This window comes from Helicobacter canis, assembly GCF_900451095.1.
In the GTDB taxonomy this organism is placed as follows: domain Bacteria; phylum Campylobacterota; class Campylobacteria; order Campylobacterales; family Helicobacteraceae; genus Helicobacter_B; species Helicobacter_B zhangjianzhongii.
Map to the genome: position 1 here is coordinate 1,961,962 of NZ_UGHV01000001.1, position 25,621 is coordinate 1,987,582.

Genomic DNA, 25,621 nt, shown 5'->3' on the forward strand with positions numbered 1-25,621 from the left:
TTTTTTTTTTGTATAATCGCGCAATTTTTCCACTTATAATATAATTAAAAACTCTAAGGAGCTGTCGATGAAAGGCTTGCGCATATCCATAGCATTATCTGCCCTGCTTTTAGCCCAGACGCAAGCCCAAAATATCTATATCGATAATTTTTTCTACCGCGATTTTTTGGACCTAGGGCAGAATAAGGGGGCGTTTGCCGCTGGGGCGCAAGGCGTGGTGATAGAGTCAGCCAAGCAGCCCGGTGTCTCTATGCGCTTTGAAGCCCCTATCATCGATCAATCCGCAAGAAGCAATAATGGCAATACCACAGCCCTTGGGCGAAACTTCGTCATCACCGCCACGCATGTCGCAGGCAGTAGCGGCAGTAGCAACGACTCGCTTGTCAATTCGCAAACCCCAGAGATGAGACGCTGGGGACAGACGACCTATGATATAAGCGAAGGAAGCAAATCCCCAAACTACGGCTATGATATAACTTTCACGCGGTTTAATAAATATATCGTAGAGGGCGAGACGGAAATCTTTGATGCGGGACTGCAATCCGATGCAAATTATACTTCTGGCAGTATTGATAGCAACAAAGAGCAGCAGAATCTACAAAAGCTAAAAAAGTATCTACAAGATCACGCGACAGATTCTAATGGCAATCTTATCGTGTTTCAAGCAGGATCAGGGCGGCTAAGTCTTCTTAATGCGCCCGGAGCTGGCTTTAGAGAAGCGGGGATCGCGCAAATCACCGGGACGCGTGGCGGGAGCTTCAGCCGCCCTGTTGATATTAGTAATGGAATCACCTATGAAAACTCAACGGCAAATCAAAATGTCAATGCTAGGGGCATACAGCTCATAGACTATACTGATCCTACTTGGGTCAATGGTATCAGCCCGGGGGATAGCGGAAGTGGATTCTACATCTATGATAAGAGTAAGCAAAAATGGCTGCTGCTTGGCGTAACTTCTAAGGCAGATTTAGTAGGGCAAGGTAGCTCTGGGATAGCCGTAGCGACAAAGGCGGATTTTGAGAAGTTTAAACAGGAAAGTGAGCAAAATATTGATTTAAGGGGATTGCAGAATTGGACTTTTGATGGGAATGGATTCCAAAATGGAAACTGGATAGGCAAGCAGCAAAACAAAGACATCGTGTTTAGCAATGGTGGGAGCATAGAAGTCCAAAAAGACATACGCTTGCTTGATAGTAGTCAAGTCGGTGGCTTTGTCTTTAAAGCTGGAAATGGAGCAAATGCTAGCAGTCCCACAACTTATAAAATCACAAGCAAAAATGGTCAGCTCTATGGCTTTGACGGGGCGGGGCTTGATATAGAGGAAAATGTCAAGGTAGAGTGGGAGCTTGGCTTTATCAAGGGTAATGGTAAAGGCGATAAAAGAGGCGTCAATGACGCGCTGCATAAAGTGGGCAAAGGCACGCTAGTCATAAAGACAAAGTATGATACGCCGCCAGATGATGGCAAATACGGCTACTTGCGCGTGGGTGATGGCAAAGTGGTCTTTGATACAGACACACAAGCCTTTAATGGCGTGTATCTCACAAGTGGGCGCGGGACTTTGGAGCTGGTAAATGGCAAGGCGCAAGCCTTTGGCGCGGTGAAAGATCCTTCACACCTAGACTCTAAGCTACCAAATCACTTCATACTAAAGCAAGAGCATAGAGACAAGCTAGGGATCTACTTTGGCAATGGCGGCGGGAATTTGGATCTAAAAGGCAATAGCCTCACGCTTAATGCCATCTCCAGCAATGACGCGCGCGCAAATATCATCAACACTGATGAGAAACACACAAGCACGATGACTATCGAGGGCTTGGGCTACGATGAGGAGAAAAATAAAACGCAAGAAAAAGCAGACACCATTATCCACGCGAGCTTTGGGCAAAGCACAGATTCTAAAAACAATAATGCCGATAAAAATAACAATATAAACATTGTCTATAAAGGCGATAATAAAGCTGCCACCGATGAAAACAAAGCCGCACTCATCTTTGACGGCAATGTCAATGCCAAAGGGCTAGAAGCGACAAATGGCAAAGTCGTGCTGCAAGGACACCCCACAACGCACGCATATATACGCAATGTCAATGTAACTGCTACGCAGTATGGGAAACCCGGATCAAAGAATTTTTTAGAGCTTGTCAAAGGTGCGGAGGGCAGCAAGCTGCCTGAGTGGATGGACCTAAGTCGCCCTAGCACACTAGAGCAGCCAGACTGGGATCACAGAGTGTTTAAAATCGGCAATATTGATTTGCAAAGCTCAAGGCTTGATGTGGGGCGTGAGGCGACTTTGGAGGGAAATATCAAGGCGGATTCTAGCTCGGCGATTAACTTTGGTGGAGATATTTACCACTATATCGATAAAAAAGACGGCGAAAACACCACCGGCAATGGCTTTGAATACCAGCAAGAAGCGGAGAAAAATAAGCTAAAAGAAGCGACACAGAAGCTTGCTAACCAAACTATCCACTTCAAAGGCAGTATTGATGCGAGTGGCACGACGATAAACTCACACATTTATGACTTCAACGCCAAGCTTGATTTAAAAAATAGCGCGAAGCTTAATGCTGACTTTCTAACGCTTGATAGAGAGGCGCACGCAAGCGGCGCGATTTTAAAGCTTGATAGTAAAGCAAGCGCAAATGTGAAAAATCTTATTTTCAAAGGCTTGCAAAATAGCAATCATAGCGATGTGATCCAAGGCGCAAGCAATGGCGCAAATGGCAAACTAAGCGTTACAGAATCTCTAGGCTTTGAGAAATCAAGCTTTGATTTGAAAAATCTTAGCTCTATTGGTGGAAGCAGCTTCACAAAGCCCACAAACTACGATATTTTTGTCAAAGATAGCTCAAACATCACAGGAGCTAGCACAGACATCACCGGCAATGTCGGCGTGATGAATGAATCTAGCCTTACGCTGCAATCTATCACGCTCAAAGATACAACAACGCAAGGGCAAGGCTCCAAACCAGAAAATATCAAAAACTCCATTATGGTAGATGGCAAAAACTCTAGCCTAAGTGTGAGCGGCAAGATTAGCTCACAAGCCCAAGATGATACGCTGATTGTCGTTAGTGGATTTAGAGAGACCACTGCCCAAGGCACACGCGATGTGGTGAAAGAGAGTGAGAGAGCTGAAGTGGTGCATTCCGCGACTTTAAAAACCACGGACGGCATAGAGCTACAAGGCACAATGCAGCGCGGACTAGAGACAAAATGCGATGGCGAGAAAGTCGGCACGGCGTGCTTTGCTGATAAAACTATGCAGGGCAAGATTAGCAATATCGTGCTAAGCACCGGAGGCAAGCTAGATTCTAGCCTTAAGGCGACAAATTTGCAGCTCAATGTCGATGTGGATAAGGACTCTAGCTTTTTGGGCAGTGGCAAAACTTTGGAATCTAATGCTTCAAGCGTGGCATTAAACTTCGAGCTAGGCGGAGCAAAGCAGCAGGAGTTTAATATTGACGCCAAGCAGAAAAGCCACATCACGCTAAGTGCTTATGCTAAAGAGTCTTTGGCAAAGGATTCTAAAGCCTTTGAGCAAGCCCTAGAAGCCTCGCAGTATCAGGGCACAATCACCGCAGATGACTCGCAAATAGATTCTACCCTAAGCAATATCACTGCAAGCGTGGATCTAAAAAACGGCGCGAAGCTCACAACCAGCGGAATCCTAACGCTCAAAGATAGTCTAAATAGCATTAAGCTAGATGGCAAAGATACTGCCCTTAATGTCGGCACGATCATCGCGCAAGATTTGAAAAATCTCACGCTAAGCGTAGGGAGTGGATCAAAGTTTAATGTAGAAAACTTTGTGTTTAAAAAGGGAAATGTCAGCAACAATCAATTCTATGGGCAAAATGTCTGGCTGCAAGAGGGAGCGCAAGTAACGCTAAGTGGCGGCGGCACGCTTAATCACAATCTCTACATCGATGGCAAATCCACCTTTAGCACCACGCCAAATGAAGCGATACTAAGCGGGGGCAAAAAGCTCTCAATCGGCGGAGAATCCACCTTTAGCATAGCGAGCGGCAATGGGACTTTGGGTGTGAATGAAAGCGGAGATACTATAATCCAAACAGAAATAGGCTCGAAGCTAGAGATTAAAAAGCTCCTAGCCCAAGGTGGAAGCAAGGTAATCATCGCGCTAGATTTGGACAAAGTGGAAAAGGACTCTAGCACGACAGCTCCCACAAGCCAGCAGAAAAACTTCAGCATTGAAGCCCAAAATGGCAGCAGCGTCTATGTCAATAGCTGGGATATGAATAGAGAGGGCTTTGATTCTAAGAATAAAACCACAAGTCTCATCACTGACACAGATTCTAGAATCCACTTTGGGATCTTAAAGCACGATATGGCAAAGACAAACTACATCACCCAGCCCATCAAAGCAAATCTCACTATCTCACAAAGCTTGACTTTAGAGAATGTGGGTAAGGCAACGGCGAGTAGTGGAAATAAAGTCGCTCAAAATGGCGCGCCTACACACACGATGACAAGGGATATTGCAAGTGAAATTGCCCCCACGCCCACCAATCAAGTAGAATCAAACTCCGATCCACTAAAGCTTGCCGCACAAGCTGGCACGAGTGATGATAGATTCCACGCGCTAAAGCTAGAGGGCAACACTATGCAGGGAGGCGTGGTGCAAAACACGGGTAAAAATCTCACCTTAGAGAATGGCACACGCATTGATGTCAAGCTTGATCAAAGTATCAAAGCAGAGTCTAGCGGCGGCAAGCCCGGCAACTTCCAGCTCAATAAATACTACACGCTTATTTCAGCCGGAAGCATTACGGATAATCGCACGGATAAGCGGATCTACTTTAGCTTTGCCGAGGGTAGCGCGCCACTTTACTGGGTAACGCTTGTAGAAAATGGCGAAGTCAAAGTCAAATTTACCAAAGAAGATCCTAGTAGCTACAATGAGCTAAAGGGCTATATTGCAGATGATAAATTGCTAGAGATCCTAATCCAGCACAACCCCAAAGATGATTTCGTCCAAATGGCAGGCACGGCAAATCAGCATAAAGAGCTAAATGGGTATTTAGCGCGTATCGATAATGACTTAGGCGAGATAGCACGCCACAGCGAGCTAGGCTTAAGCGATCAAATCCTGCTTGCCAATGACCAGAGCATAAATGCCAGAATCGCCCAAGTGCAATACGCCCAAAGCCGCTTCAATGCTACGCCTCTAGCTGGGCTTGCGCGCCTTGCTAGCAATGATAGCAAAGACATCGCCCTAGCTCTAAAATCCGCCCAAGAATCCGCCAAAGCCGCCCAAGAAGCGAGAAAGAAAAATGGCGCGTGGCTAAGCGTGGCTGGAGGTGGCTTTGCCAAGGGTGGGGAGAGCAAGGCGGCTATGGGATTTTATGGCACAAATGTGGGCTATGATAGGACATTTAGCTTTGGTGATGATAGCCTTATCATCGGGGCTATGGCTGGGTTTGGCGGGTCAAACTACTATGCCAAATCCCTAAATGACATCGCAAAAGTGGTAAATCTAGGACTCTATGGGCTCTACCAAAAAGGCGGCAATGAAATCCAAAGCAACTTGTCTTTTAGTATGATTATGGGCGAGCGCAGTCTAAGCGGCGTGCTAGGGAATGAGAATCTAAAAGCCAACTCCCTAGGAGTGCTCTCACACACCTACTACAAATACCGCTTCGTGCTCAAAAAGGGCGAGAGATTTGACTCTATACTAAAGCCTGTGGGGCTACTAAGCTTTGGGCATAATGGCATTGGCGCATACACAGGGACAAACTACAAGCAGCAAGCACTAAACGCCTTTAATCTAGGGTTAGGAGCTGGGGTAGAATACGCCCTACTTGGCAGGAAGCAGTCCTATACGCTCTCTTTCCTTGCTAGGCAGAATGTCTATAGCTCGGCAGATCAAATCTTTGTAAGCCTTAGCAATGCGCAAAACTCTATCGGCTATGAGCTAAATCCTATCAATCTCACTTTCCAGCTAGGCTTTATGGGCTCTGCACAGCTAGGCAGGGGATTTACCCTGCAATATGGGCTAGCTGGCGTAGCAGACATCAAAGGCGGCTATGGCGGCAAGGCAGATGTGAAGCTAGAGTATAAATTCTAGCTTGACTCTGTGCTTGCGTGGATTTTATAGGTGGATATGCGTGAAAAGTGGATTCTAGTAAGCTATGGATTGCCACGCCACTGCTTCGCAGCGGCTCGCAAGTGAGAGAAAAAGCTTGCGCACCTAGAATCCACTTTTTTGTGTTTTGCTTGTTAGGGGTATTGTCCAAAAGTGGATTCTAGGTGTTTTGTATGGATCGCCACGCTCGTTTCACTCGCTAGCAAATGACAGAAAATGGGCTTCATCACTAGAATCCACTTTTTGCTAGCGGCGTTTTTCTCTCACTTGCGAGCCAAGACAGCGGCGCGGCAACCCACTCTCCCTACTCTCCCCATCTCGTCATCGCGAGACTTCCGCAAGGAAGTCGTGGCGATCCATAAAGGCGCGAAAGCGGATTCTAGGGCGTGTGGTAAAAAAGTGGATTCTAGTAAGCTATGGATCACCACGCCGCTACTTCGCAGCGGCTCGCAAGTGAGAGAAAAAAGCTTGCGGACTAGAATCCACTTTTTTGTGTTTTGCTCGTTAGGGGTATTGTCCAAAAGTGGATTCTAGGTGCGCATATCCACAAGCGACAAAGAGAGGGGGAATAACTCCTTAGGCGACTTATCGCTAGCTACTTGCATACTATCAAGCCCAAGCTCATCGCTATGCTCTTCTAAAAGCTCTTTTACGCGCGTATTCATCACAGCAAAATACGCACAAACTCTCTGGCTCTTAGCAGTGCCTTGCTGGCTAGATTCTGCTGGGCTAGATTCTTGCCAGATATAGCCGCCAATTGGTCCTAAATGCGGGAAAATCGCATAAAATTCAAGGCGGTTGCGCTTGGGTCTTGGAGCAAGCTGGACTAGATGATCTGCGCCATCTTCGCTAACAACAAGCGATATGACACCTTGCGTAAGAGACAGGGCTAGGGTGGCTAGCTCTTTGAAGTCATCTTTATGCGCATTAGCAAGCTGGGTGAGTAGAAATTCTTTTAACTCCTGTGTGAATGCCTGTGGGTTGCTAGAGAGCAGGCGCAAATCATTTGCTTGGAGCTTTAGGGGGGCGTTTTTTAGCAGTGCGTCAATCTGGGGCTTTTGCACGAGATTGCTTATCACAATCTGCCCTGCGTGATTGCGCTGCATATTTGCATAGTAGCTTCTGCCTATTTCAAGCTTTGTGTGCGCAGTAGTCTGCAAGGTGGTATTGCCAAGCTTTAGGAGATAGGAGTTGCCTTGAGATTTGGCTAGGACTTTTAGCAGCACAGGGAGATTGGCATTAAAATGCTTAATACCTTTGGATTCTAGCTTAGAATCCACCTTGCTGCCTGCTAGCTTATCGATTTGGCTAAGTTTATGGAGCATAGCACACCTATTTGGCTACTAGGCTCTCTTGGACAAAGCGAGCGATCTCATAGCTTAAAGCAAGCTTGCTGCTATGGGGCAGATGTGTCATAGCACTAGAGTCTAGATTCTGGCGATTTAGCAAGATGAAGCGATTATGCGCTGCGCCAAAAGGGTTGGACTCTAGGGTGTTTAAGCACACTATCTCACAATCCTTGCCCCCACGCGCAACGGGCAAAAGCATAGCCCTAGCATTAGCAAGCCCTGCTTCAAGCGAGTCTTCTGCCTTAAAGCCCACTTTGACAAAGTCGCTAGAATCTAAGCTTGCTAGTATGTCTTGGGTGGATTCTAGGGTGATGTGCAGCTGCGTGGTTTGGGACTTTTTGATCTTGCTTGTAGCACTCTGCTTAGGCGCGAAATCCGCCAAAGCCGCCGCCATAAAGAGTATCACACGAGAATCTGTGTCTTTATGCTTGTCTCTAGCTTGCTGTGCTATATCTAGGAGAGCAAGCTTGTAGTCGCTATTTGTGCGCACCTCTAGCGTGCTAATCTCGCTAGGCAGCGGCGTGGGGAAATTAGAGCTAATGAGACTAACACGCGCCCCAAGACTATAAAGCGCGATAGCAAGCGCACTTGCTTGCAAGCCGCTAGAGTGGTTGGTGATCGCACGCACAGGATCAAGCATAGCACTTGAGCCTCCACCGGTGATACACACCTCCCTATCCTGCCAGAATCCATCTTGCTTGCTTGCTTTAAGCATAGCAAAGATGATTTGACTCATATCCGCTAGCGCGCCATCTCCTGTTGTCCCGCACGCTAGCCGCGCACACTTTGGCGCAACGATCTGCACACCTTGTGCGGCTAGAGTGGTGAGATTAGCAGCAGTGGGCGTGGCGCGAAGCATTTGGGTATTCATAGCAGGGGCGCAGATGATTGGCGCATTTGTGGCAAGCAAGGTTTGGATAAGCAGTGTATCTGCTATGCCGTGTGCTAGCTTGGCTATGCTGCTAGCAGTAGCGGGGGCTAGGATACATAGCTCTGCCCACTGCGCATAGGCGATGTGATTGCAAGCTAGAGTAGGCTCATCGCTAGAATCCACCTTTTGCCTAGTCTCTGTGTGCATACTCCAATCCTCACTACCTTGGTGCAAGACCTTGGTATGTGTGATTGCCTCAAAGCTTAGAGGCGTGATAAATTTCAGCGCACTCTCGCTCATCACCACCGCCACTTTCACCCCAAGCTTAGTAAGCAAGCTCGCTAGATCTAGAGCCTTATAGGCTGCGATAGAGCCACTTACACAAAGCAAAATACGCCTTGGCATAGCAACTTGCTCTAGCAGTGAAATAAGCGCATTAGATTCTGTGCTATAAGCCATATCCACACGATCCTTATAAAGAGAAGTTATCCTGCGATTGTAGCCGATTTGCGTGGGATTTGCTAGCAGATTGCTACACTAAGGCTAGGATCTAGTATGATGACTGAGATCTAGGGCTAGAAATACTCATTAAGAGTTTTCTTTGACGCACTCCAAGGCTGATAGATCATCTCTTGTGTCTTGCAATAGCGGCAAAATGGGATAGGACGGCTCAAAAACTCTAAAATCCCATCATAAGTAGTGCTGCTATCATACAAATCAATAAAATCTCGCGGTGAGCTTTGCAAGTCTTGATTAAACGCGGCATTAAATGCCTTGATATTGCAAGCCACAGCGCAAGGGTAGATTCTGCCATTATGCAGCTGGGTGCAGGCATTTGCCCTATGGCAATGCACAAAGCTTAGAAACGGATCATTCTTGCCTGATTTATCTAGCTGGGTTTTAAAGCTTAGCTTCTCTACTTTTTCATCATTATAAAAGACAAATTGCACGCCCTCTTTGGCGCATTTGCTTTTGATCGCCTCCCAATCAAGCTTGATAGGATATTTTGTCGCTTGGATAATGACTTGCGCTTCTCTTGCGCTGGCAAAAAATCTATCTGGCTGCTTGAGCAAAAGCGTGGCATTGGTGATCATATAAATCTGTGATGTAGGAAAAATGCTATGCAATATATCAAAATAGCTCGCGCATTGTTTATTGAGCAATGGCTCTCCGCCAAAGAGTGTGAAGCTCTTTACCAGCCCTTGTGAGATCGCATAAAGTCGCTTGCAATCTCTCTCAAACTGCCCTAGATCATAATACCCTGCCTTACTAAGCTGGGAGAAGTGATCACAGCTATAGCAGTGGAGATTGCAGTGGCTAGCTAGCTCAAACCCTATGCTATCTAAGTAGGGCTTAGGCGTGATACGGCGGGCTTGCTCAAGACTTAGGAAAGACAAATAGCGAGCTTTAATGCGCTTTTTTACAGCTGCTATGGGCGATTGTATGGGCATTGATGACTCCTTATAGAAAATACGAGAGCCTACAAAAAAAAAAAAAAAAACGAACTATAAACAAATGGATTCTAGCCTACTATCTGCCTGCTAGCTTGCCTACTATCTAGCAATGACAGGCTACACTAGAATCCACAGCTAGAATCCAAACCCGCCCTAGAATCTCACATTGGCTTTATCTTTCTTGTCTATACTTGCAGCGTTTATGGATTTTTCTATAAACTACACCACTTTAAAGGATTAGAAATGAACACATTGCGATCAGTTATCATAGCGTCAAGTGTTGTGGCGTGTGGATTTAGCATAAGCTTTGGCGCGGATTTTAGCAAGCTTAGCGATGAAGCATTGGTGAAGAAAGTCGCAAGCCTAAGCGCGCAAGATGAGCCAGAGTTTGTAATGGAAGTGCATAAGCGACTAAAGGCAAAAGATGAGCCACAGGCAAAAGCCTTGCGAGAGTCTATCCACCAAGCACGCAAAGCCGCGCACGATAAGCTATCTAAAGAGCAGCGACAAAGCCGCGCAGTAGAAGTGTGCAAGGCTATGCAGAAAAAGACGGATTCTATGAGTGGCAAGGAGATAAGAGAAGCAGGGCTGAAAATCCACGCCGACTGCGATAAGCTCAAAGAGCCTAAGCGCAAAAAGCCAAAATGCCACGATCACAAAGACAAGCCTAGTGATAAGCCTAGCGATAAGCCCAAAAAGGACAAATAGCACAATGGCAGCAAAACTCCTGCTTGTAGAAGATGATGTGCTACTCTCTAGTATGCTTACCTCTATCTTGCAGGACAATGGCTTTAGCGTGTGCTTGTGCGAAGATGTGCAAAGTGCTATGGAGGTGGGGTATGAAGAGCATTTTGACCTCTATATCTTTGATGTGAAGCTTCCAAGTGGAGATAGGCAAAAAGTGGATTCTAATCTAGAGTCCAATGGCTTCACACTCCTGCGCTATTTGCGCGACATTGGCAAAAGCACGCCGGCTATTATGCTTACCTCTCTCTCACAGGCTAATGATGTCAAAGAAGGCTTTAATGCCGGCTGTGATGATTATATCCGCAAGCCTTTTGATGTAGAGGAGCTGCTGCTGCGTATCCGCTCGCTGCTTAAACGCCCCTTTTATCATCATAGCTCCCCCACAATCACCCTGCATAATAATCTCCGCTTTGACTGCGTGCAAAAGACACTCTACTCTCCGCAAGGCGAGCTAATCGCGCTGACCAACAAAGAGCGCGAGCTACTAGCCCTACTTGTGCAAAAACGAGGGTGCTTTGTCTCCCAAGAGGAGATATTTGAGCGCGTATGGAGCTATGATGAGAGTCCTACAAGTATGGCTCTGCGCGTGTATGTGAAAAATCTGCGCAAGATTTTGGGGAAAGAGAGCATTATCACGCAGCGATTTTGCGGCTACTGCTACAAGGCATAAAATGCGCTCCACAATGTCTAAAAGCGCGAAATTTCATAAAAGCATTGTATATATCCTAGCTCTTTACCTTGGCACAAGTATCGTGCTACTTGGCGTGATATGCTCTGTGATGTATCACAAAGGCTTGCAAAATCTCAAAGCCAGCCAAGTAGCACAAATGCGCGATGACTTTATGAAAATCGCCACGATCCTCTATGAGTATAACAATGTGCAAAAAGCTAAAAATGAGCTACAAAGCGCGATAGATACGCCATTTGCCCTAGTGGATTCTAGTGGAGTGATCCTACTTAGCACCATAGATGATGATCTCTCCACAATCACGCAGCACATTGCAAAAGAGCCGATTGCGCGCGTGGGAGAGAAGCTCTTTGTCGATCATCGATTTTTACGACATATCCCGCCACCTAGTCAAAAACTCCCAAAAAAGATCTTCCACTATGTCGATAGCCTGCATATCCGCGTGATTTTGCAAGGCTACAATATCGATGATACCCTGCCCTTGCCATTTTTCTCACACCCTCCCACACAGCTAGATCTAGCATTTATTGATATACCCAAAGAAGTGCGCAAGCTAAAGGTAGAGATCTTGCTCTATTTTGCCATTGCTATCGTGCTTATGGGGATAATCGCCTACTATCTTACGCGCCTAGCCCTCACACCCATACGAGAAAAAATCCAAGCCCTAGAACGCTTCATCAAAGACTCCACGCACGAGATCAACACCCCTCTTAGCGTGATTCTAATGAGCGTGCAGACCTTTGATACTAGCAATCTTAGTGAGAGCAATCTCACCAAACTCCAGCATATCAAGCTCTCTGCCCAAAATCTCAACCACCTCTACCAGAATCTTATTTTCCTAAACTTCTATCAAGGCAAGGGCGTGCTACAAGAGATCAATATGCAAGGGCTTGTAGAGCGAAGGCTAGAGTATTTCAGCGCACTCTTTGCGCAAAAATCACTTACCATTACCAAAGACTTGTCCCCAGCACATCTATACGCAAACTATGATGAAATTGTCATTTTGCTTGATAATCTCCTAAGTAATGCGATGAAATACAACACAAAAGGCGGCAGCATTGGTATAAAACTCTGTAAGCTAGAATCCACTTTTACACTCATCATCACTGATAGCGGCTGCGGACTAGAATCTAGCCAGATAGAGCAGATTTTCACGCGCTACACGCGCTGCCACGAGAGTCAAGGCGGCTTTGGCATAGGGCTATGCCTTGTGAAAGAAATCGCCACGCGCTATGGGATAACTATTAGCGTGGAGAGTGAAGTGGGCAAGGGCACGCGATTTTGCTTATCGTGGTAATAGGGATTGTGGTAATAGGGATTGAAGCATTGCAAAAGTGGATTCTATGATGGCAGATTCTTGGGATTTAGTGATATGGGCTAAAGGCTCTTTTATAATGCAATAGCGTTTGTCTTGGCTGCCCCAACGCTTCGTATCCTTGAGAGAGACTAGGGCGATACTTGGGGTGAAAAGATTTTCTGCTAAATGCAATGCCCCTGTGCTAGGCGTGATGATACAGCTCATCGACTCCAAAAATGCTGCGAGATTGTGGAGATCGCCTTGATTGTGGTAGATGATACAGCGATCTTGCAAGGTGCAAGAGTGCGTGGAGCTGTAGTCTTGCAGGGCTTTTTCTAGCAGTGCGTGTGTCTTGCCATAGGTGCAAATACAAGGGATACAATTAGGCAAAGCAGCGATTTTGTCAATAAGTGTGAGATAGCTCTCAAGGTGGAGCGTGTGTGAAGCCATTATGCTAAAGGGATTTACACAGACCAAGAAAAGCGGCGTTTGCGAGCTGCTTAGACTTAGGGCAAGGGGGCTAAGGGTTTGGCTGCTAGGTGTGTGGGCGCGGTGGGCTTTAGTGAAAGCGATTTTTGCTTGTAGATTGGCATTGTGATTAAAATCATCGCGAGAAAAACGCTTTAAGCTTTGTGCAAGAAAGGCTATCACGGAGTCTTTATCACTTGCTTTTACCCTAGAATCCGCAAAATCGATAGAATCAATCTTTGAATCAAATCGCACCTTGTCAATCTTACGCGCTAGCAACAAAAACATTTCCCTGTGTGTAATGCTAGAATCTAGGAGCATTACAGGCGAAAATCTTGGGCGCAAAATATTTGCAAGCTTTGCCCTTGTGATAATGGTGCGTGCATTTGTAGAGGCAAAAAATCGCAGCTGCCACGCCTTGCAACTAAGCGAGAGCAAATACCTAGGCTGGTAGGCATTGATCCTTTCTCTATTGATAGCAGTAGTCAAGCTGCCTTCAAGCAGACAAAACTCATCGACAAAATCAAGCCCTTTAAGCAGCTCTTGCAAAACATCGCGTGCAAACACCACCAAAGATGCGCGATAGATCCTCTTCATCGCTAAAAGCGCATCAAGGATAATCACATTATCCCCCAATCCATTCACACTATCGGCGTGGATAACAACAATGGTGTCTCCTTGAGTAGCTGGCTGGCACGGAAGATTATGATTATTAGATGAAGTGGTGGTAGGCTGGCTTGCAGTGGGCTTTGATACATTTGACATAGAGAATCTTTAGAGTGAATTAGCTAGAATCAAACCGCCAAAATCAAGCTGGCGCACCCAAGAGGATTTGAACCTCTGACCTACGGCTTAGAAGGCCGTTGCTCTATCCAGCTGAGCTATGGGCGCAGGCTAGGTGGTGCGCCCGAAGGGAGTCGAACCCCTAACCCCCAGATCCGAAGTCTGGTGCTCTATCCAATTGAGCTACGAACGCACAAAGTATGGGGTGGATGATGGGGCTCGAACCCACGACCCTCAGTGCCACAAACTGATGCTCTAACCAACTGAGCTACACCCACCATAAGAAAATATCAAAAAGAAGAAAAATAAGCTTCCCAAAATGGTCGGGGCGAAAGGATTCGAACCTTCGACCCCTTGGTCCCAAACCAAGTACTCTAACCAGACTGAGCTACGCCCCGATTACTCGATACCCAAACATTTTAGAAACGCAGATTATAGCTAAAGGCTATAAAAAATGTCAAGATCACGACCTTAAGCTAGCACCTTTGTAAAAGAAAAATACAGCCGCTAGTCCATACAGCACAAAACCCATAATCACAAACATCTCAATAAGCCCAAAGGCTTTAACAATAGGCTGGGTGAGAAAAGGCGAGCAAAACTGCCCCATAAACAAAAAGCTCGCCAAAAATCCATACGCTTTAGGACGCTCACTATCACTTGCTAGCATATAGAGCCACGAGCTATTATTGATAAGCATTAGCCCAAGCCCTGCGCCTATGCACATAAGCGCAAAAAGCAGTGAAATATAGTTGTGAAAAAAGCCGATGATAAATAGCCCTGTCCCTATAAGCATAAGCGCGACAGATGCAATATGTTTGATAGAAAGAAACGCACGCACGCGGTTATACATTAGGCTGAAAAACGCCATAGCCAAACTTGTGCTTGCCATAGAAATACCGATTTGAGAATTGGGCTTTTCTAAGATATGGGAGATAAAAAATGGGATTTGCGTAGGCACGACATTAAACATCATCATCGCAAAAAACCCTAGAAAATACACAGGGGCAAATTTATACAGCCAAGCACCCATAGCACGCAGGCGTTGCACAAAAGAGTCGTGTGAGACCTTTGGGGCTTGTGGGATAGCGCGTGGCTCAAAGAGTGCGAATTTAACATAGAGCAGGATAAAAATCCCGCCCAGATAGGCAAGAAATGGAAATCTCCAGCTAATTTCTGCAAGCACACCTCCACCTACAAGAAATATCGCCCCGCCAATTGCCATAGCAAAATTCTGCGTGCTAAGGACCTTTTCTCTCGCCCTACCTTTGTAATAATCCCCTATAAGCACGCCCACACCTGTGGCTAAAAATGCCGTGGCGACCCCTAAGAAAAAGCGCGATACAAGCAAGGCATAAAGATTATCTAGCATAAAGCCACTTGCCCCCGCCACACTCCATAGCAACAATGCAGCAAAGATGACAGGAAGCCTTTTATATGCCGCATAGACAAATCCGGCTAGAGGTGAGAAAATCATAATCGATAGTGCTGGCAGCGTTAAAATAAGCTTAGAGAGCATATCTGCGTGTGGCGTGCTGGCAAAATGCGCTTCAAGCTCAGGCAAACTTGGCGCGATGATAGTAGGACCAAGCACAGTGGTAGAAGCGATAGCAAAAATGGCAAGCCTAGTAACTAGCGATGAATTCTGTGATGTCATAATATCTCCATAAAATTTCAAATAAGCATTAAAGTAAGCTGCATTGATATATGTGGTGTAAGAAAACATTGTAGCAAATTCTTAATAAAATAAAACAGATTGATGAGCTAGGCTAGAATCCAACTCTTGCCATAGGCAATAAGCCCCTAGATACTAGCACACTTGATTACCCCAAGTAGGATTTAGCACGATCCAATCATCAGGCATTATATTGATCGTGCAATCAGGCTCATCAAGCAAATGTATGCTAGGCATTATGACTATTTTATGGGGATTTTCTATAAGATAGGCAGCCCACCAGCTAAAAGTGCTATTAGCAGTGATGGCGTGCTGGCAACTGCGCATAAGCATTAGCTCTTGTGTGGGATTGCTCTCGTCATTATTATCAATAAAGCTAAAAGAACATCCAGCATACACATCACGATCTAATAGCCCTAAAAACTCTTGCTTGCACCACGCAATATCATTGCTAAATACAAAAAAATGCACCCCGCCACCAAGAGCCTTAAGCACTTGGGTAATGGCACATTCATAATACGCCTTTCCTAGCTCAAGATATTGCCACAAACGCAAGTAATCCCCTCTTCTAATGTGGATAAAAGTTGCATTAGGCGTGGCTTGTATTTGGGCTTGTAGATTGCGGTTTGCTGGCGTTAGGGGACAAGTGAAGTCTCTACGCAAAATCTCTTTTAATCCCTTGATATAAGAGAGATTTCCATAGTATCCAAACACGCGAGTATCGCTTGTGATAGAGTGCAGTGGTATGGCTTCACCTAATTTGGCTTCTGTGATTGTGGATTTATAGGGGTGAGCTTTGCGATTGCTTGGCAGCAATGCTTGTAGAATCTGGTAAAGGGGCTTTGGCGCAATACGCATAAACTTATGATATATACGAAAAAACCAAAACCACCTATCACATCCATAAAAGTGAGCAAAAAGCTCAGGCTTAGACAAAATAGGCAGTGTGATAGCAAAATGCGCTAATTCTAGATCGCGCGTATCTTGCCCCCCCCCCCCCCGATTCCAGCGGAAGCGTTGGCTAGCCCAAAGGCTTCTTTGGATTCTGGGAGAAAATGCGTCGCCTCTAGTGCCACTGCAAAGCCTTTGGATTCTAGAAATTTGGCAAAGGCGTATTGAAACATTTGATTTCCAAGTCCTCCGCACAAATAGATAGTAACCATCGCTTGCCTTTTATCCTTATCCCTATTTCGCGCCTACGGCTACCATTTTGCGGCGCAAATAGGCGATTTTGCTTTGAAGGGGGAGATTTTTAGGACAAGTATCGTGGCAGGCGATAAGACTCATACAGCCGAACACGCCATCATCATTGCCCACTAGCTCGTAGAAATCTTCATCACTGCGTTTATCGTGGGAGTCGATCATAAAGCGCACGATTCTATTCATACCAGCTGCACCGACAAAATCTTCGCGCATAAGCTTGGTCGCACAGCTTGCGATACAGCAACCACACTCAATGCAGCGATCTAGCTCAAACACATCTTGCGCTTCTTGCGGATCGATAGGCTTCTCAAGCTTGGAAATATCTGTCTCCTCATTGCTATGCACCCAGCTCTCCACGCGCTTTGTCATACCGGCAAACCACTCGCCCGTATTGACACTTAGATCCTTGATAAGCTTGAATGCAGGCAGAGGCATAAGCGTGATAGTATCGGGGAAGTCTTTTGTCAGCGTGCGGCAGGCAAGCCTTGGGCGACCATTGATCATCATCGAGCAGCTACCGCAAATCCCAGCACGGCAGACAAAATCAAAGCTTAGATCTGGATCTTGATTTTCACGGATAAGATTTAGCGCGATGAAAATCGTCATAGAATCCGTTTCTTCGATCTTATACTCAGCAAAGTGTGGCTTTGACACTGCGCTATGCGGATCAAACTTCAAAGCACGAATAGTAAGTGTTCTTCCTTTTGCTTCCATTATTTATCTCCTAGTCGTTGATTTTTTTCTTTATACTTGGGCTGCAAGTCAAAGTCCATAAGAGCCTGTTGTAGCTCATAGCGATCGCCGCCACGCGCTTGCACCTCTTGGGTGATTTTATCAATCTCGGCTTGGCGTTTGGCAGAAAGGGGATTTTCAATAATCATACCCTTTGCCCCATAGCCACGGAATCCGGGCGCGATCTCCATAGACATAATATCTAGGTTTTCATAGGAGAGTGTGGGTAGTGTTTGTGTATCGCTCTCCCACGAAGCAAGTGTGCGCTTTAGCCATTTTTCATCATCGCGTTTTGGATAGTCTTCACGCGTATGTGCGCCTCTAGATTCTGTGCGATTAAGCGCACCAAGAGCCACACAAAGGGCGAGCTTGATCATTTTAGGCACGCGATAGGCGTCCTCTAGCTCGGGGTTGTTATGGAGCTTTTTGTTTTTGATACCGATGTTTTTGCTTCGTTTGTAGATTTCTTCCAAACGAGCAACAGCATCTTCTAGCCCCTTGCCATCGCGGAAAATCCCTACATCTTCTTCCATAATGTCTTTCATCGCGTTTTTAAGCTCATAGACATTTTCGTGTCCGCTATTATTGACAAGAGATTCTAGGTAAGCTTGCTCTTTGGCGACAAACTGCTCAATCACAGAAGTTTGCAAGTCCATTTTCGCTTGCTCACAATGCTGCGCAAAATAATCCCCAATAATCATACCGCTAACCACTGCTTCACTCACAGAGTTCCCACCTAAGCGATTAAAGCCGTGCATATCCCAGCACGCTGCTTCACCAGCGGCAAAAAGCCCTGCAAGTGCAGTGTGTCCTTGATAATTTGTGCGGATACCGCCCATAGAATAGTGCTGCATAGGCTTCACAGGCGCCCATTTCTCCGCTGGGTCAATCCCTGCAAACACTTGGCAGATCTCTTGCACATCGCGTAAGTTGCGCTCGATATGCTCTCTCCCAAGGATTGAAATATCAAGCCACAAATGCTCTCCATACGCAGACTTCACACCCTTGCCCTCTCTAATCCTTTGGATCATACGGCGAGAGACGACATCGCGACTTGCAAGCTCCTTTTTCTCCGGCTCATAATCAGGCATAAAGCGATAGCCATCGACATCGCGCAAGATCCCGCCATCACCGCGGCAGCCCTCTGTGAGCAAGATCCCACTAGGGAAAAGTGGCGTTGGGTGGAACTGCACTGCTTCCATATTGCCAAGCTTTGCTACTCCTGTCTCCATTGCAATAGCAAGCCCAATACCCTCGCAAATCACGGCATTTGTGGTGTTTTTGTAGATCCTGCCATAGCCACCTGTGGCGATAAGCGTGCCTTTTGCCACATAGGCGATAAGCTCGCCTGTGATGAGATCGCGCACGACAGCCCCATAGCAGATCCCATCTTTGTGAATTAAGCGCAAGGCTTCTTTGCGGTCTTGTATATCTACGCCGTGTTTATAGGCTTCATTTGCCACAGCGTAGAGCATAGAATGCCCCGTGGCATCAGCGGTGTAGCAGGTGCGCCACTTTTTTGTCCCACCAAAGTCGCGAGAGTGGATATAGCCGTGGCGGAAGTCTTCTTCTGTGATAGTGGTCTTTTGCGCGTTAATGACGGCGGTGCGATCGCCTTTTTGGATTCTAGTCCAAGCCACTCCCCACGAAGCAAGCTCTCTAATCGCCTTAGGCGCAGTGGTAACAAACATTCTAGCTACCTTTTGATCACAGCCCCAATCGCTTCCTTTAACAGTGTCTGCAAAGTGCAGGTCTTCATTATCCCCATCGCTCATTTTTGAATTACCAAGACTTGCTTGCATACCGCCTTGTGCTGCTGCCGAGTGGCTGCGCTTGACAGGCACAAGAGATAGCACGATTGTGCTTAAGCCCTTTTGCTTTGTCGCAATAGAGGCGCGAAGCCCAGCCAAACCGCCGCCGATAATTAACGCATCTGAATATACTACTTTCATCTACTCTCCTTTTCCTTTTGTGGCTACATCAACTGCGCGATAATGCTCTATGCCCTTGCTAGAATCCAGCCCTTGACCGATTTTGATATATGCAGCATAGGAGCAAAGCCCAAGCACGATACAAAACACCGATAACGCCCACTTAACACGGCGAAGATTTTGTATGCCAAGCTTCTCAAACCAACCCCATTTGATACAGAGGCGATAGAGTCCAATCGAGCCGTGTAGCTCCACAGCAAAAAGCAAAAATATATATAAAAGCCAGTAATTTTGATGCACAAAGCGGAATGATGAGGCAAGTGGTCCTATGTGTTCAGGCTGGGTAAGGTTGGTAAAAAGATGAGGCATCGCTAGGAAAAACATCGCAAACCCTGTGGCAGCTTGGATCACCCACAAACTTGTGTCGCCGTGTTTCATCAGCTTTTTATGCGTTTTTAGCGCGATAAATTGACGATAATTGACAGGAAACTTGCGCAATGCCAAAAATGCGTGCGCGACAAAGGCTACAATCACCACTGCCGCCACAATCGACACCAAAAACGGCTGCCCCTCATCACCAAAGATGAAACTTCCTTCAAAGAATGTCGTTACTGCAAACATCGCCTCTTGGCTAACCAAAATGCTAGATACAAACAGCAAATGCGCGAGCATAAATAATGCCAAGAAAAGCCCCGTAGCACTCTGCCAAAAATCTAGCCGAGCAGGCATTTTGCTCTTTTTTCTCTCCTTTGTTACACCTGTGTAACTTTCAATGATCTTGTCTTCTTGCATTGAATCTCCTTAAGTGTGTTCGCCCTAGATTCTAGGGTTGTGCGTGAATTATAATCTATTTATAAGCAAAAATACCTAAAAAATGAGAAATTTAAGTCTATGATTACATTGCCAATTGTGTGGTAATGACTCTTGTGTAAAATCCCAAGAACCATTAGAGAGTGCGAAGATAATTGGTCGTGCTACGCGGGCTTACTTCTTGAGCGATTGAGTCTGCAAATGCTCCCTTTTGCCACTCTGGGATCGCAGCACGCCCTATCATCGCAGCATTATCAGCGCAAAACTCTAGCGGTGCTAGATGCAGTCTAAGTCCAAAGCGCGTGCAAAGTCGCTCTATCTCAGCGCGCAAGCTTGCATTACTACTCGCCCCACCTACAATGGCAAAATCACGGATACCATCATTATTTTTATGCTTGAGATATTTTTCTACTTGATTGCTAATATGAGCTATGGCAGCTTTTTGAAACGATGCGCACACCAATGCTTTATCACTCTCATTGAGACTAGAATCCACTTTTAGCCTAGAATCCACTTTGCTAGGATCGTGGCTTGATAGAGATTCTATGAGCAATCGCGTGGCATTTTTAAGCCCAGAGAAGCTAAATCCGTGCTTGTCTTTTAGCGGGAGGGGGAGAGAGTGGATTCTAGTGGTGGGCGATAGCTTAGAGGCATAGGATTCTATAATAGGTCCGCCCGGATAGCCAAGGGAGAGCATTTTAGCGACTTTATCAAAGCTTTCACCAAAGCTATCATCTAGACTTTGAGCGATGATCAAAAACTCTTCTTCACTGCGTGCTTGCATAATCTGCGTATGCCCGCCAGATACAAGCAACACACTCATAGGAAAAATAGCTTCACGCTGATTGATAAAAAGTGAGTAAAAATGCCCGATTAGGTGGTTGATAGCAATAAGTGGGATACGCAAGCTTAGAGCAAGAAGCTTTGCCATCATTAGCCCTTCAATAAGACTCACAGACAACCCCGGCTCTGTGGTGATCGCCACTGCTTTAAGGCGCGTAAAATCCCCTAGCTCGCCCTTTAGTATAGCTAGAATCTCTGGCAGTCCCTTTGTATGCAGCCTTGAGGCAATCTCTGGCACAACGCCACCATACACACTATGCGCACTATCTTGTGAAATTTTATGGTGGAATACAAGCTTGGCACTTGCTATGTCTGTGAGAGCAAGTGAGCTATCATCACAGCTACTTTCTATGCTTAAAAGCATTGCCACTCCTTATAGTAAAATACAATTATACAAAGAATCAGCGCGTATTAACATTTGCGCGTTAGAATCTACGGCACCGGACTTTAGATCTGGTGCAATCCCACAATGAAGGACATTTATGAAAAAGTCTCTACTTGTTAGCTCAATCTTGGCTCTAGCTCTCTCTGCAAGTAGCGCAGCACAATATGATGTTGATGTATCGCATTCTGCAGTGAATTTTCAAGTTACGCATATGATGATCAGCGATGTCGATGGCGCGTTTAATACCTTTAGCGGTGTAGTGGATTTTGATGAGAACACCAAAACCCTAAAAGCTCTTAGTGGTGAAGTGCTTATCTCCTCCATTGATACCAAAAATGACTCACGAGATAAGCACCTAAATGCGCCTGATTTTTTTGATTCTGCGAAATTCCCCAAAGCCACGCTTGTGATGAAATCTATCAAGGGCAAAAAGCTTACGGCAGATGTAACAATCCGCGGCATTACAAAGTCTGTTGTATTTGATATGAGCATAAAAGGTCCGGTAACAAACCCAATGAGCAAAGAAAACAAACTTGCAATCGCCATCAAGCTTGAAGGCAAGCTAAACCGCAAAGACTTTGGAATCGGTATGGATACAAAAGATGCCCTTGTAAGCGATGAAATCGCACTACGCATCCAGCTTGAAGCCCATAGCAAATAAGCTTGACCTAGATTCTATCTAGGGTTTTGGGCTAATGTATCTCTGTATGCTCTATATAGTAGCGATTTAGCCCAAATGTATGCTGCACTAGTTCTACACGAAAATCACTCCCGAGATAATCCCGCACCACTTCAATAGGCAAGCCTGTGATAAAAAAGCAGCGTTTATGTGAAGTTAGCGTTGCTAACGCCTCCCAAGGATCCTTGATGAAATAATAAAGCCGCAAGTCATTAAACCACGCAATCACTCTTGTAGAAGAATAATCGCTTATATGGCTATAAATCGTAGGGATCGCCCTATCGCTTTGCAATTCTGTATCAAGTATAGGCTCCATTTGATACACGGCAAAAGACGCTCTGTCTTTTTCCTCTGGGTAGGATAAAAACCCTACTTTATGATATAGCATAAGACTTAGGATAATCCCAGCCCAAGCCACACACGCTACAAGACTTCTGCGCAAAAGCATCGGCATAAGCACAACGACAAGGAGCAAGCATAGCAATGGCAATGAAGCCACGACAAAGCGCAAGATCTTCCACGGAGCCACAGCCATAATCACCACCCCAAAAACAAGAGCCAAGACCCCCATAAGCACCGCTAGAAACACCTCCTTGCTCCATAGATTTTGCATAAGGCGAGCATTTTTATACCACACAAAAAGCGACACACAACACAGCCCTAAAATAATGGGCGTAAAAATATTTTGCCCCAAAATCTCCCCGTAAGCATTCATAGATTCTGCAAGATTTGTCCCTACTCCACCTGCCCTATCAAGTGCAGAGCTAGCGTGCCCACCAAAGAAGCCTTTGTGATAGATAGGATACATCGCATAGGTGAAGCCTACACCAAGCCCAAAAGTAGCTAACAAAGCTTTGGCTTTTTGGGCAGATGCACCAAGCGATAAAAACACCAAAATCCCCCCAAGCATAAGCACATATAGCAAGACAAAATACCCACTAAGCAAGAAGCAAGCTAGCACAAAAGCCCCTAAGATAATCTCTGCCCTAGAGACACTTGCGCGACAAAATTGCCGCGCCATAATCCAAGCAAACGCTAGAAACAAGCACTCCTGCAAGGCATATTCTCGTATTAACATCGTATTAGAAATACTTGCGCCATTAAGAAAAGCTAGAGATACAAATGCCAACACAAGCACGCTGCTGCCAAACAGCTGCCGCCCAAGCAAAAAGCCAAACAAAAACGCAAGCGGATAAAAGAGCAGGAGATTTACCCCCACGCCCCTTTGGATAATCCAGCCCAAATCCCCTGTGCGCACGCCAATATGCCATAAACGCAAAATCGTATAATACAAATTCGCGTGTGAATGGGAATCTCCATTATTTGTGAGATAAAGATCCCCTATATCTTTAAGCGCGGAGATAGGGCTTGCATTATGCCATAGCTCTAGCTCTTTAATCTCTTTACCATAATATACCCCATCGCGACACTCCCCACCCCATAAGCACCCTTTAGAATGCGAGCTAATCGCTACTGACCACACCTCATCGCCGTGCAAGTGGATCTTTTGCCCCATATACCACCAGCGCAAGCCAAAGCCGATGAGAAATACCACACCACACACAATGAGAATCCACCTTTTGTAGCTAATACCACAAAACACGCTTGAGCTTTGATGTAAAGAATTTGTAACTGCAGCAAAGCTTTGTGCCGGGATCTTGCTATACCACCGCTTGGCTAGAATCTGCAAGGCGTGATATTTATAAGATACCAAGCTAAGCAAAAGACATAGCCCTGCGACAAAGCCATAGCCTAGCAAAAGCTTTTTCCATAGTGTGGGTGCTATGGCGATTGTATAATGCAAAGTGCCAGAAATAGCTGATATGGGGGATTTTGTCTCTAAGACAAGATAGTTTTTATCCAGCGTGATTGTGCTAATTAGCTGCGTATCGGGTGCATTGAGTATGAGCTGTGTAGATAGATCTGTAAGAAGTGTGAAATCTCTTTGATAGCGAAATATATGACTTGGGAAACGGAGCTTAGCGCGATAGATATAGGTCCTAGTTTGTGTGCTGGCTATGGGGGGGGGGGGGAAGGCAGTAGCAGAGGTGAAAGTCGCTTCTATTGTCGCTTCATAGCTATGGGATTTTGCATAATGATGTATGCCATAAAGTGCCAAAGCACAAAGGACAAACACCCCGCTTAGCCCCGCTAGAATCCACAACCAAAGCACTGATAATCTTCTCATATACACCCCTTTAGCCAAAATAAAAGCACGCATTATAGCAGACCTTAATAATTTCTGTGCGAAGCCGCCATACCTTGAATAGCAAGCCAAGGACGCATCACACAAATAAAATCTATGCAAATCAAGGATTTTAGGGCGATTGACAAAGGCTCATTAACTTTTCTATTAAAATATTAGGCGTTTTGTCGATATACTTTCCGTGAGCAAAGCTCAACTTCACAACAAAGGACACAAGATGAAAAGCAAACTTTTAATAAGTGCTGTTCTTGCTTCAGCAGTTGCCACAGGTGCAAATGCAAATGTAGAGCTATTTGGGCATTTAGGTGTAGTGTATAATCAAGAATTTGGCGATTATATGCATTTTAACAAAGACGGCGTTAATTATGGTGGCTTCACTGGACATCTAGGCATTGATATTGGATCTAACAGCGTTGGATTTGGTGTTGGTGGCTGGGGTGGCTCACAAATTTGGGCGACAGATAATTACGCAAAACATAATGTCTATGGCGATAAATACATCGATCTATCCGACTTGTATTTCCGCTATAACGGCTCATTTGATTTCTATGCAGGGCGATTTGATGGTAGCTTTATGCGATCAGATTGGCTTAATAGCTATATACAAGGTGTGGGCTTTAGCTACAACCTAGGCAAGTCAAACATTTGGGCTACTTGGGCAAATGACTACACGACATTTGGTGTGTTACCAGGGCGTATCGCAAGTGAGCTTACTGCATACACTAGATTCCCATCAAGCTTTAATAACTTTGACATCGGTAGCCGAGACATTATAGCTGGTGGTGCGAATCTTGACTTTGGTATCGCGCAAATCGATCCTTTTGTGCATTACTTCCTAGACTCTTACTCTCAAAGCAATGTGCTTCAAGCAGGGACTAGAGCGGCACTTGTGCTAGGTGGTAGTGGTGTGAAATCTATCACTTCTGGTAAGTTTATGTGGCAAAATGGCTGGAATGGCAACACAATGTTCGTGCAGCTTGAAGAAGAGCTTCGATTCCAAGATATTTTCAAACTCGGTGGTGGCTGGTATATGGTCGGCGATAATGCTGGTATCAAAACAATCAGCGACAACACTCGATTCTATGGTCGCTACCTTATGCCATCTCACGCCGGACACTTTGGTGCAGGGACAAGCACTTGGTATGCTTTTGGCGGTGTAGAACACGAGAGAGTAAAGCTTGATGTGCTCTATGCTGGTGGCGATTATAGTGAGTTTTCTGCCGTGGCTTCTGTGCGTGTGTTTGACCTAGGGCTAGGCTTTATGAGAGAAGGTTTAGCTCTTGATGTAGGCGGTGGCTATGTCAATAACGGCTTTGGTGGCAATCTACAATACCACAATGCCATAGCATTTGCAAAACTTGTATTCTAAGCCTATGATAGCGGGACACCCC

Annotated in this window: 20 protein-coding genes and 4 tRNA genes; 7 read left to right on the top strand and 17 right to left on the bottom strand. The window is 45.7% G+C overall.

Features of this window, described 5'->3' with window-relative positions:
* Positions 1-67: 67 nt before the first annotated feature.
* Positions 68-6,094, top strand: coding sequence for a S6 family peptidase (locus DX060_RS09230; protein ID WP_115012164.1), 6,027 nt, complete (start codon positions 68-70; stop codon positions 6,092-6,094).
* Here the strand turns inward: DX060_RS09230 and DX060_RS11525 are convergent.
* Positions 6,042-6,263: a hypothetical protein gene (locus tag DX060_RS11525; protein WP_181814271.1), complete on the bottom strand. Its 222-nt coding sequence runs from the start codon at positions 6,261-6,263 to the stop codon at positions 6,042-6,044. The two genes, DX060_RS09230 and DX060_RS11525, sit on opposite strands and share 53 nt — an antisense overlap.
* 65 nt (positions 6,264-6,328) lie before the next feature.
* Here DX060_RS11525 and DX060_RS09235 point away from each other — a divergent pair, with 65 nt between their 5' ends.
* The gene (locus DX060_RS09235) at positions 6,329-6,646 is read left to right on the top strand and encodes a hypothetical protein (protein ID WP_115012165.1); all 318 of its coding nucleotides are present in this window, start codon (positions 6,329-6,331) and stop codon (positions 6,644-6,646) included.
* Here the strand turns inward: DX060_RS09235 and DX060_RS09240 are convergent.
* The 3 genes from DX060_RS09240 to DX060_RS09250 all read right to left on the bottom strand — a co-directional run bounded on the left by DX060_RS09240 (position 6,643) and on the right by DX060_RS09250 (position 9,783).
* Positions 6,643-7,437 carry a hypothetical protein gene (locus DX060_RS09240; RefSeq protein ID WP_115012166.1) on the bottom strand — a complete coding sequence of 265 codons (795 nt, stop codon included), beginning with the start codon at positions 7,435-7,437 and terminating at the stop codon, positions 6,643-6,645. The genes DX060_RS09235 and DX060_RS09240 overlap by 4 nt on opposite strands.
* A gap of 7 nt (positions 7,438-7,444) precedes the next feature.
* Positions 7,445-8,791 carry a bifunctional phosphopantothenoylcysteine decarboxylase/phosphopantothenate--cysteine ligase CoaBC gene (coaBC, locus tag DX060_RS09245; protein ID WP_115012167.1) on the bottom strand — a complete coding sequence of 449 codons (1,347 nt, stop codon included), beginning with the start codon at positions 8,789-8,791 and terminating at the stop codon, positions 7,445-7,447.
* A 116-nt stretch (positions 8,792-8,907) separates the two neighbouring features.
* The gene (locus DX060_RS09250; protein ID WP_115012168.1) at positions 8,908-9,783 is read right to left on the bottom strand and encodes a radical SAM family protein; all 876 of its coding nucleotides are present in this window, start codon (positions 9,781-9,783) and stop codon (positions 8,908-8,910) included.
* A gap of 246 nt (positions 9,784-10,029) precedes the next feature.
* Between DX060_RS09250 and DX060_RS09255 the strand changes: the two genes are divergently transcribed.
* From DX060_RS09255 to DX060_RS09265, 3 genes are read left to right on the top strand one after another with little or no spacing between them, the layout of a single operon-like run.
* Complete coding sequence (locus DX060_RS09255) at positions 10,030-10,494, top strand: DUF1104 domain-containing protein (RefSeq protein ID WP_115012169.1); 465 nt, start codon at positions 10,030-10,032, stop codon at positions 10,492-10,494.
* Positions 10,495-10,498: 4 nt separating this feature from the next.
* The gene (locus DX060_RS09260; RefSeq protein WP_115012170.1) at positions 10,499-11,203 is read left to right on the top strand and encodes a response regulator transcription factor; all 705 of its coding nucleotides are present in this window, start codon (positions 10,499-10,501) and stop codon (positions 11,201-11,203) included.
* Position 11,204: 1 nt separating this feature from the next.
* Positions 11,205-12,518: a sensor histidine kinase gene (locus DX060_RS09265; RefSeq protein WP_115012171.1), complete on the top strand. Its 1,314-nt coding sequence runs from the start codon at positions 11,205-11,207 to the stop codon at positions 12,516-12,518.
* Here DX060_RS09265 and DX060_RS09270 read toward each other — a convergent pair.
* From DX060_RS09270 to tsaD, 12 genes are all read right to left on the bottom strand, one after another.
* Positions 12,507-13,751 (bottom strand): glycosyltransferase family 9 protein, encoded by a 1,245-nt coding sequence (locus tag DX060_RS09270; RefSeq protein WP_115012172.1) that lies wholly within the window; start codon positions 13,749-13,751, stop codon positions 12,507-12,509. The genes DX060_RS09265 and DX060_RS09270 overlap by 12 nt on opposite strands.
* A 49-nt stretch (positions 13,752-13,800) precedes the next feature.
* Positions 13,801-13,877 (bottom strand) — tRNA-Arg (locus DX060_RS09275).
* A gap of 8 nt (positions 13,878-13,885) precedes the next feature.
* Positions 13,886-13,962, bottom strand: a tRNA-Arg gene (locus DX060_RS09280).
* An 8-nt stretch (positions 13,963-13,970) separates the two neighbouring features.
* Positions 13,971-14,047: transfer RNA gene (locus tag DX060_RS09285), tRNA-His, on the bottom strand.
* A gap of 42 nt (positions 14,048-14,089) precedes the next feature.
* A tRNA-Pro gene (locus DX060_RS09290) sits at positions 14,090-14,167 on the bottom strand.
* Positions 14,168-14,232: 65 nt separating this feature from the next.
* Positions 14,233-15,423: an MFS transporter gene (locus tag DX060_RS09295; RefSeq protein ID WP_181814272.1), complete on the bottom strand. Its 1,191-nt coding sequence runs from the start codon at positions 15,421-15,423 to the stop codon at positions 14,233-14,235.
* 153 nt (positions 15,424-15,576) lie between these two features.
* Positions 15,577-16,299 carry an alpha-1,2-fucosyltransferase gene (locus tag DX060_RS09300; protein ID WP_115012174.1) on the bottom strand — a complete coding sequence of 241 codons (723 nt, stop codon included), beginning with the start codon at positions 16,297-16,299 and terminating at the stop codon, positions 15,577-15,579.
* A gap of 110 nt (positions 16,300-16,409) precedes the next feature.
* Positions 16,410-16,604, bottom strand: a complete 195-nt coding sequence (locus DX060_RS11530) for a hypothetical protein (protein ID WP_181814273.1) — start codon at positions 16,602-16,604, stop codon at positions 16,410-16,412.
* A 22-nt stretch (positions 16,605-16,626) separates the two neighbouring features.
* On the bottom strand, positions 16,627-17,358 hold the full coding sequence (locus tag DX060_RS09310) for a fumarate reductase iron-sulfur subunit (protein ID WP_115012175.1): 732 nt from the start codon (positions 17,356-17,358) through the stop codon (positions 16,627-16,629).
* Complete coding sequence (locus DX060_RS09315; RefSeq protein WP_115012176.1) at positions 17,358-19,328, bottom strand: fumarate reductase flavoprotein subunit; 1,971 nt, start codon at positions 19,326-19,328, stop codon at positions 17,358-17,360. Before DX060_RS09315 ends, DX060_RS09310 begins: the two co-directional genes overlap by 1 nt.
* Positions 19,329-20,099, bottom strand: coding sequence for a fumarate reductase cytochrome b subunit (locus DX060_RS09320; protein ID WP_115012177.1), 771 nt, complete (start codon positions 20,097-20,099; stop codon positions 19,329-19,331).
* A gap of 154 nt (positions 20,100-20,253) precedes the next feature.
* The gene (gene tsaD, locus DX060_RS09325; RefSeq protein WP_115012178.1) at positions 20,254-21,324 is read right to left on the bottom strand and encodes a tRNA (adenosine(37)-N6)-threonylcarbamoyltransferase complex transferase subunit TsaD; all 1,071 of its coding nucleotides are present in this window, start codon (positions 21,322-21,324) and stop codon (positions 20,254-20,256) included.
* Positions 21,325-21,442: 118 nt separating this feature from the next.
* Here tsaD and DX060_RS09330 point away from each other — a divergent pair, with 118 nt between their 5' ends.
* Positions 21,443-22,006 (top strand): YceI family protein, encoded by a 564-nt coding sequence (locus DX060_RS09330; protein WP_115012179.1) that lies wholly within the window; start codon positions 21,443-21,445, stop codon positions 22,004-22,006.
* Between the two features lie 31 nt (positions 22,007-22,037).
* Here the strand turns inward: DX060_RS09330 and DX060_RS09335 are convergent, their stop codons facing one another.
* Entirely contained in the window at positions 22,038-24,212 is a 2,175-nt protein-coding gene (locus tag DX060_RS09335) for a hypothetical protein (RefSeq protein WP_115012180.1), read from the bottom strand.
* A 235-nt stretch (positions 24,213-24,447) separates the two neighbouring features.
* Here DX060_RS09335 and DX060_RS09340 point away from each other — a divergent pair, with 235 nt between their 5' ends.
* Positions 24,448-25,599 (top strand): hypothetical protein, encoded by a 1,152-nt coding sequence (locus DX060_RS09340; RefSeq protein WP_115012181.1) that lies wholly within the window; start codon positions 24,448-24,450, stop codon positions 25,597-25,599.
* Positions 25,600-25,621 lie beyond the last annotated feature (22 nt).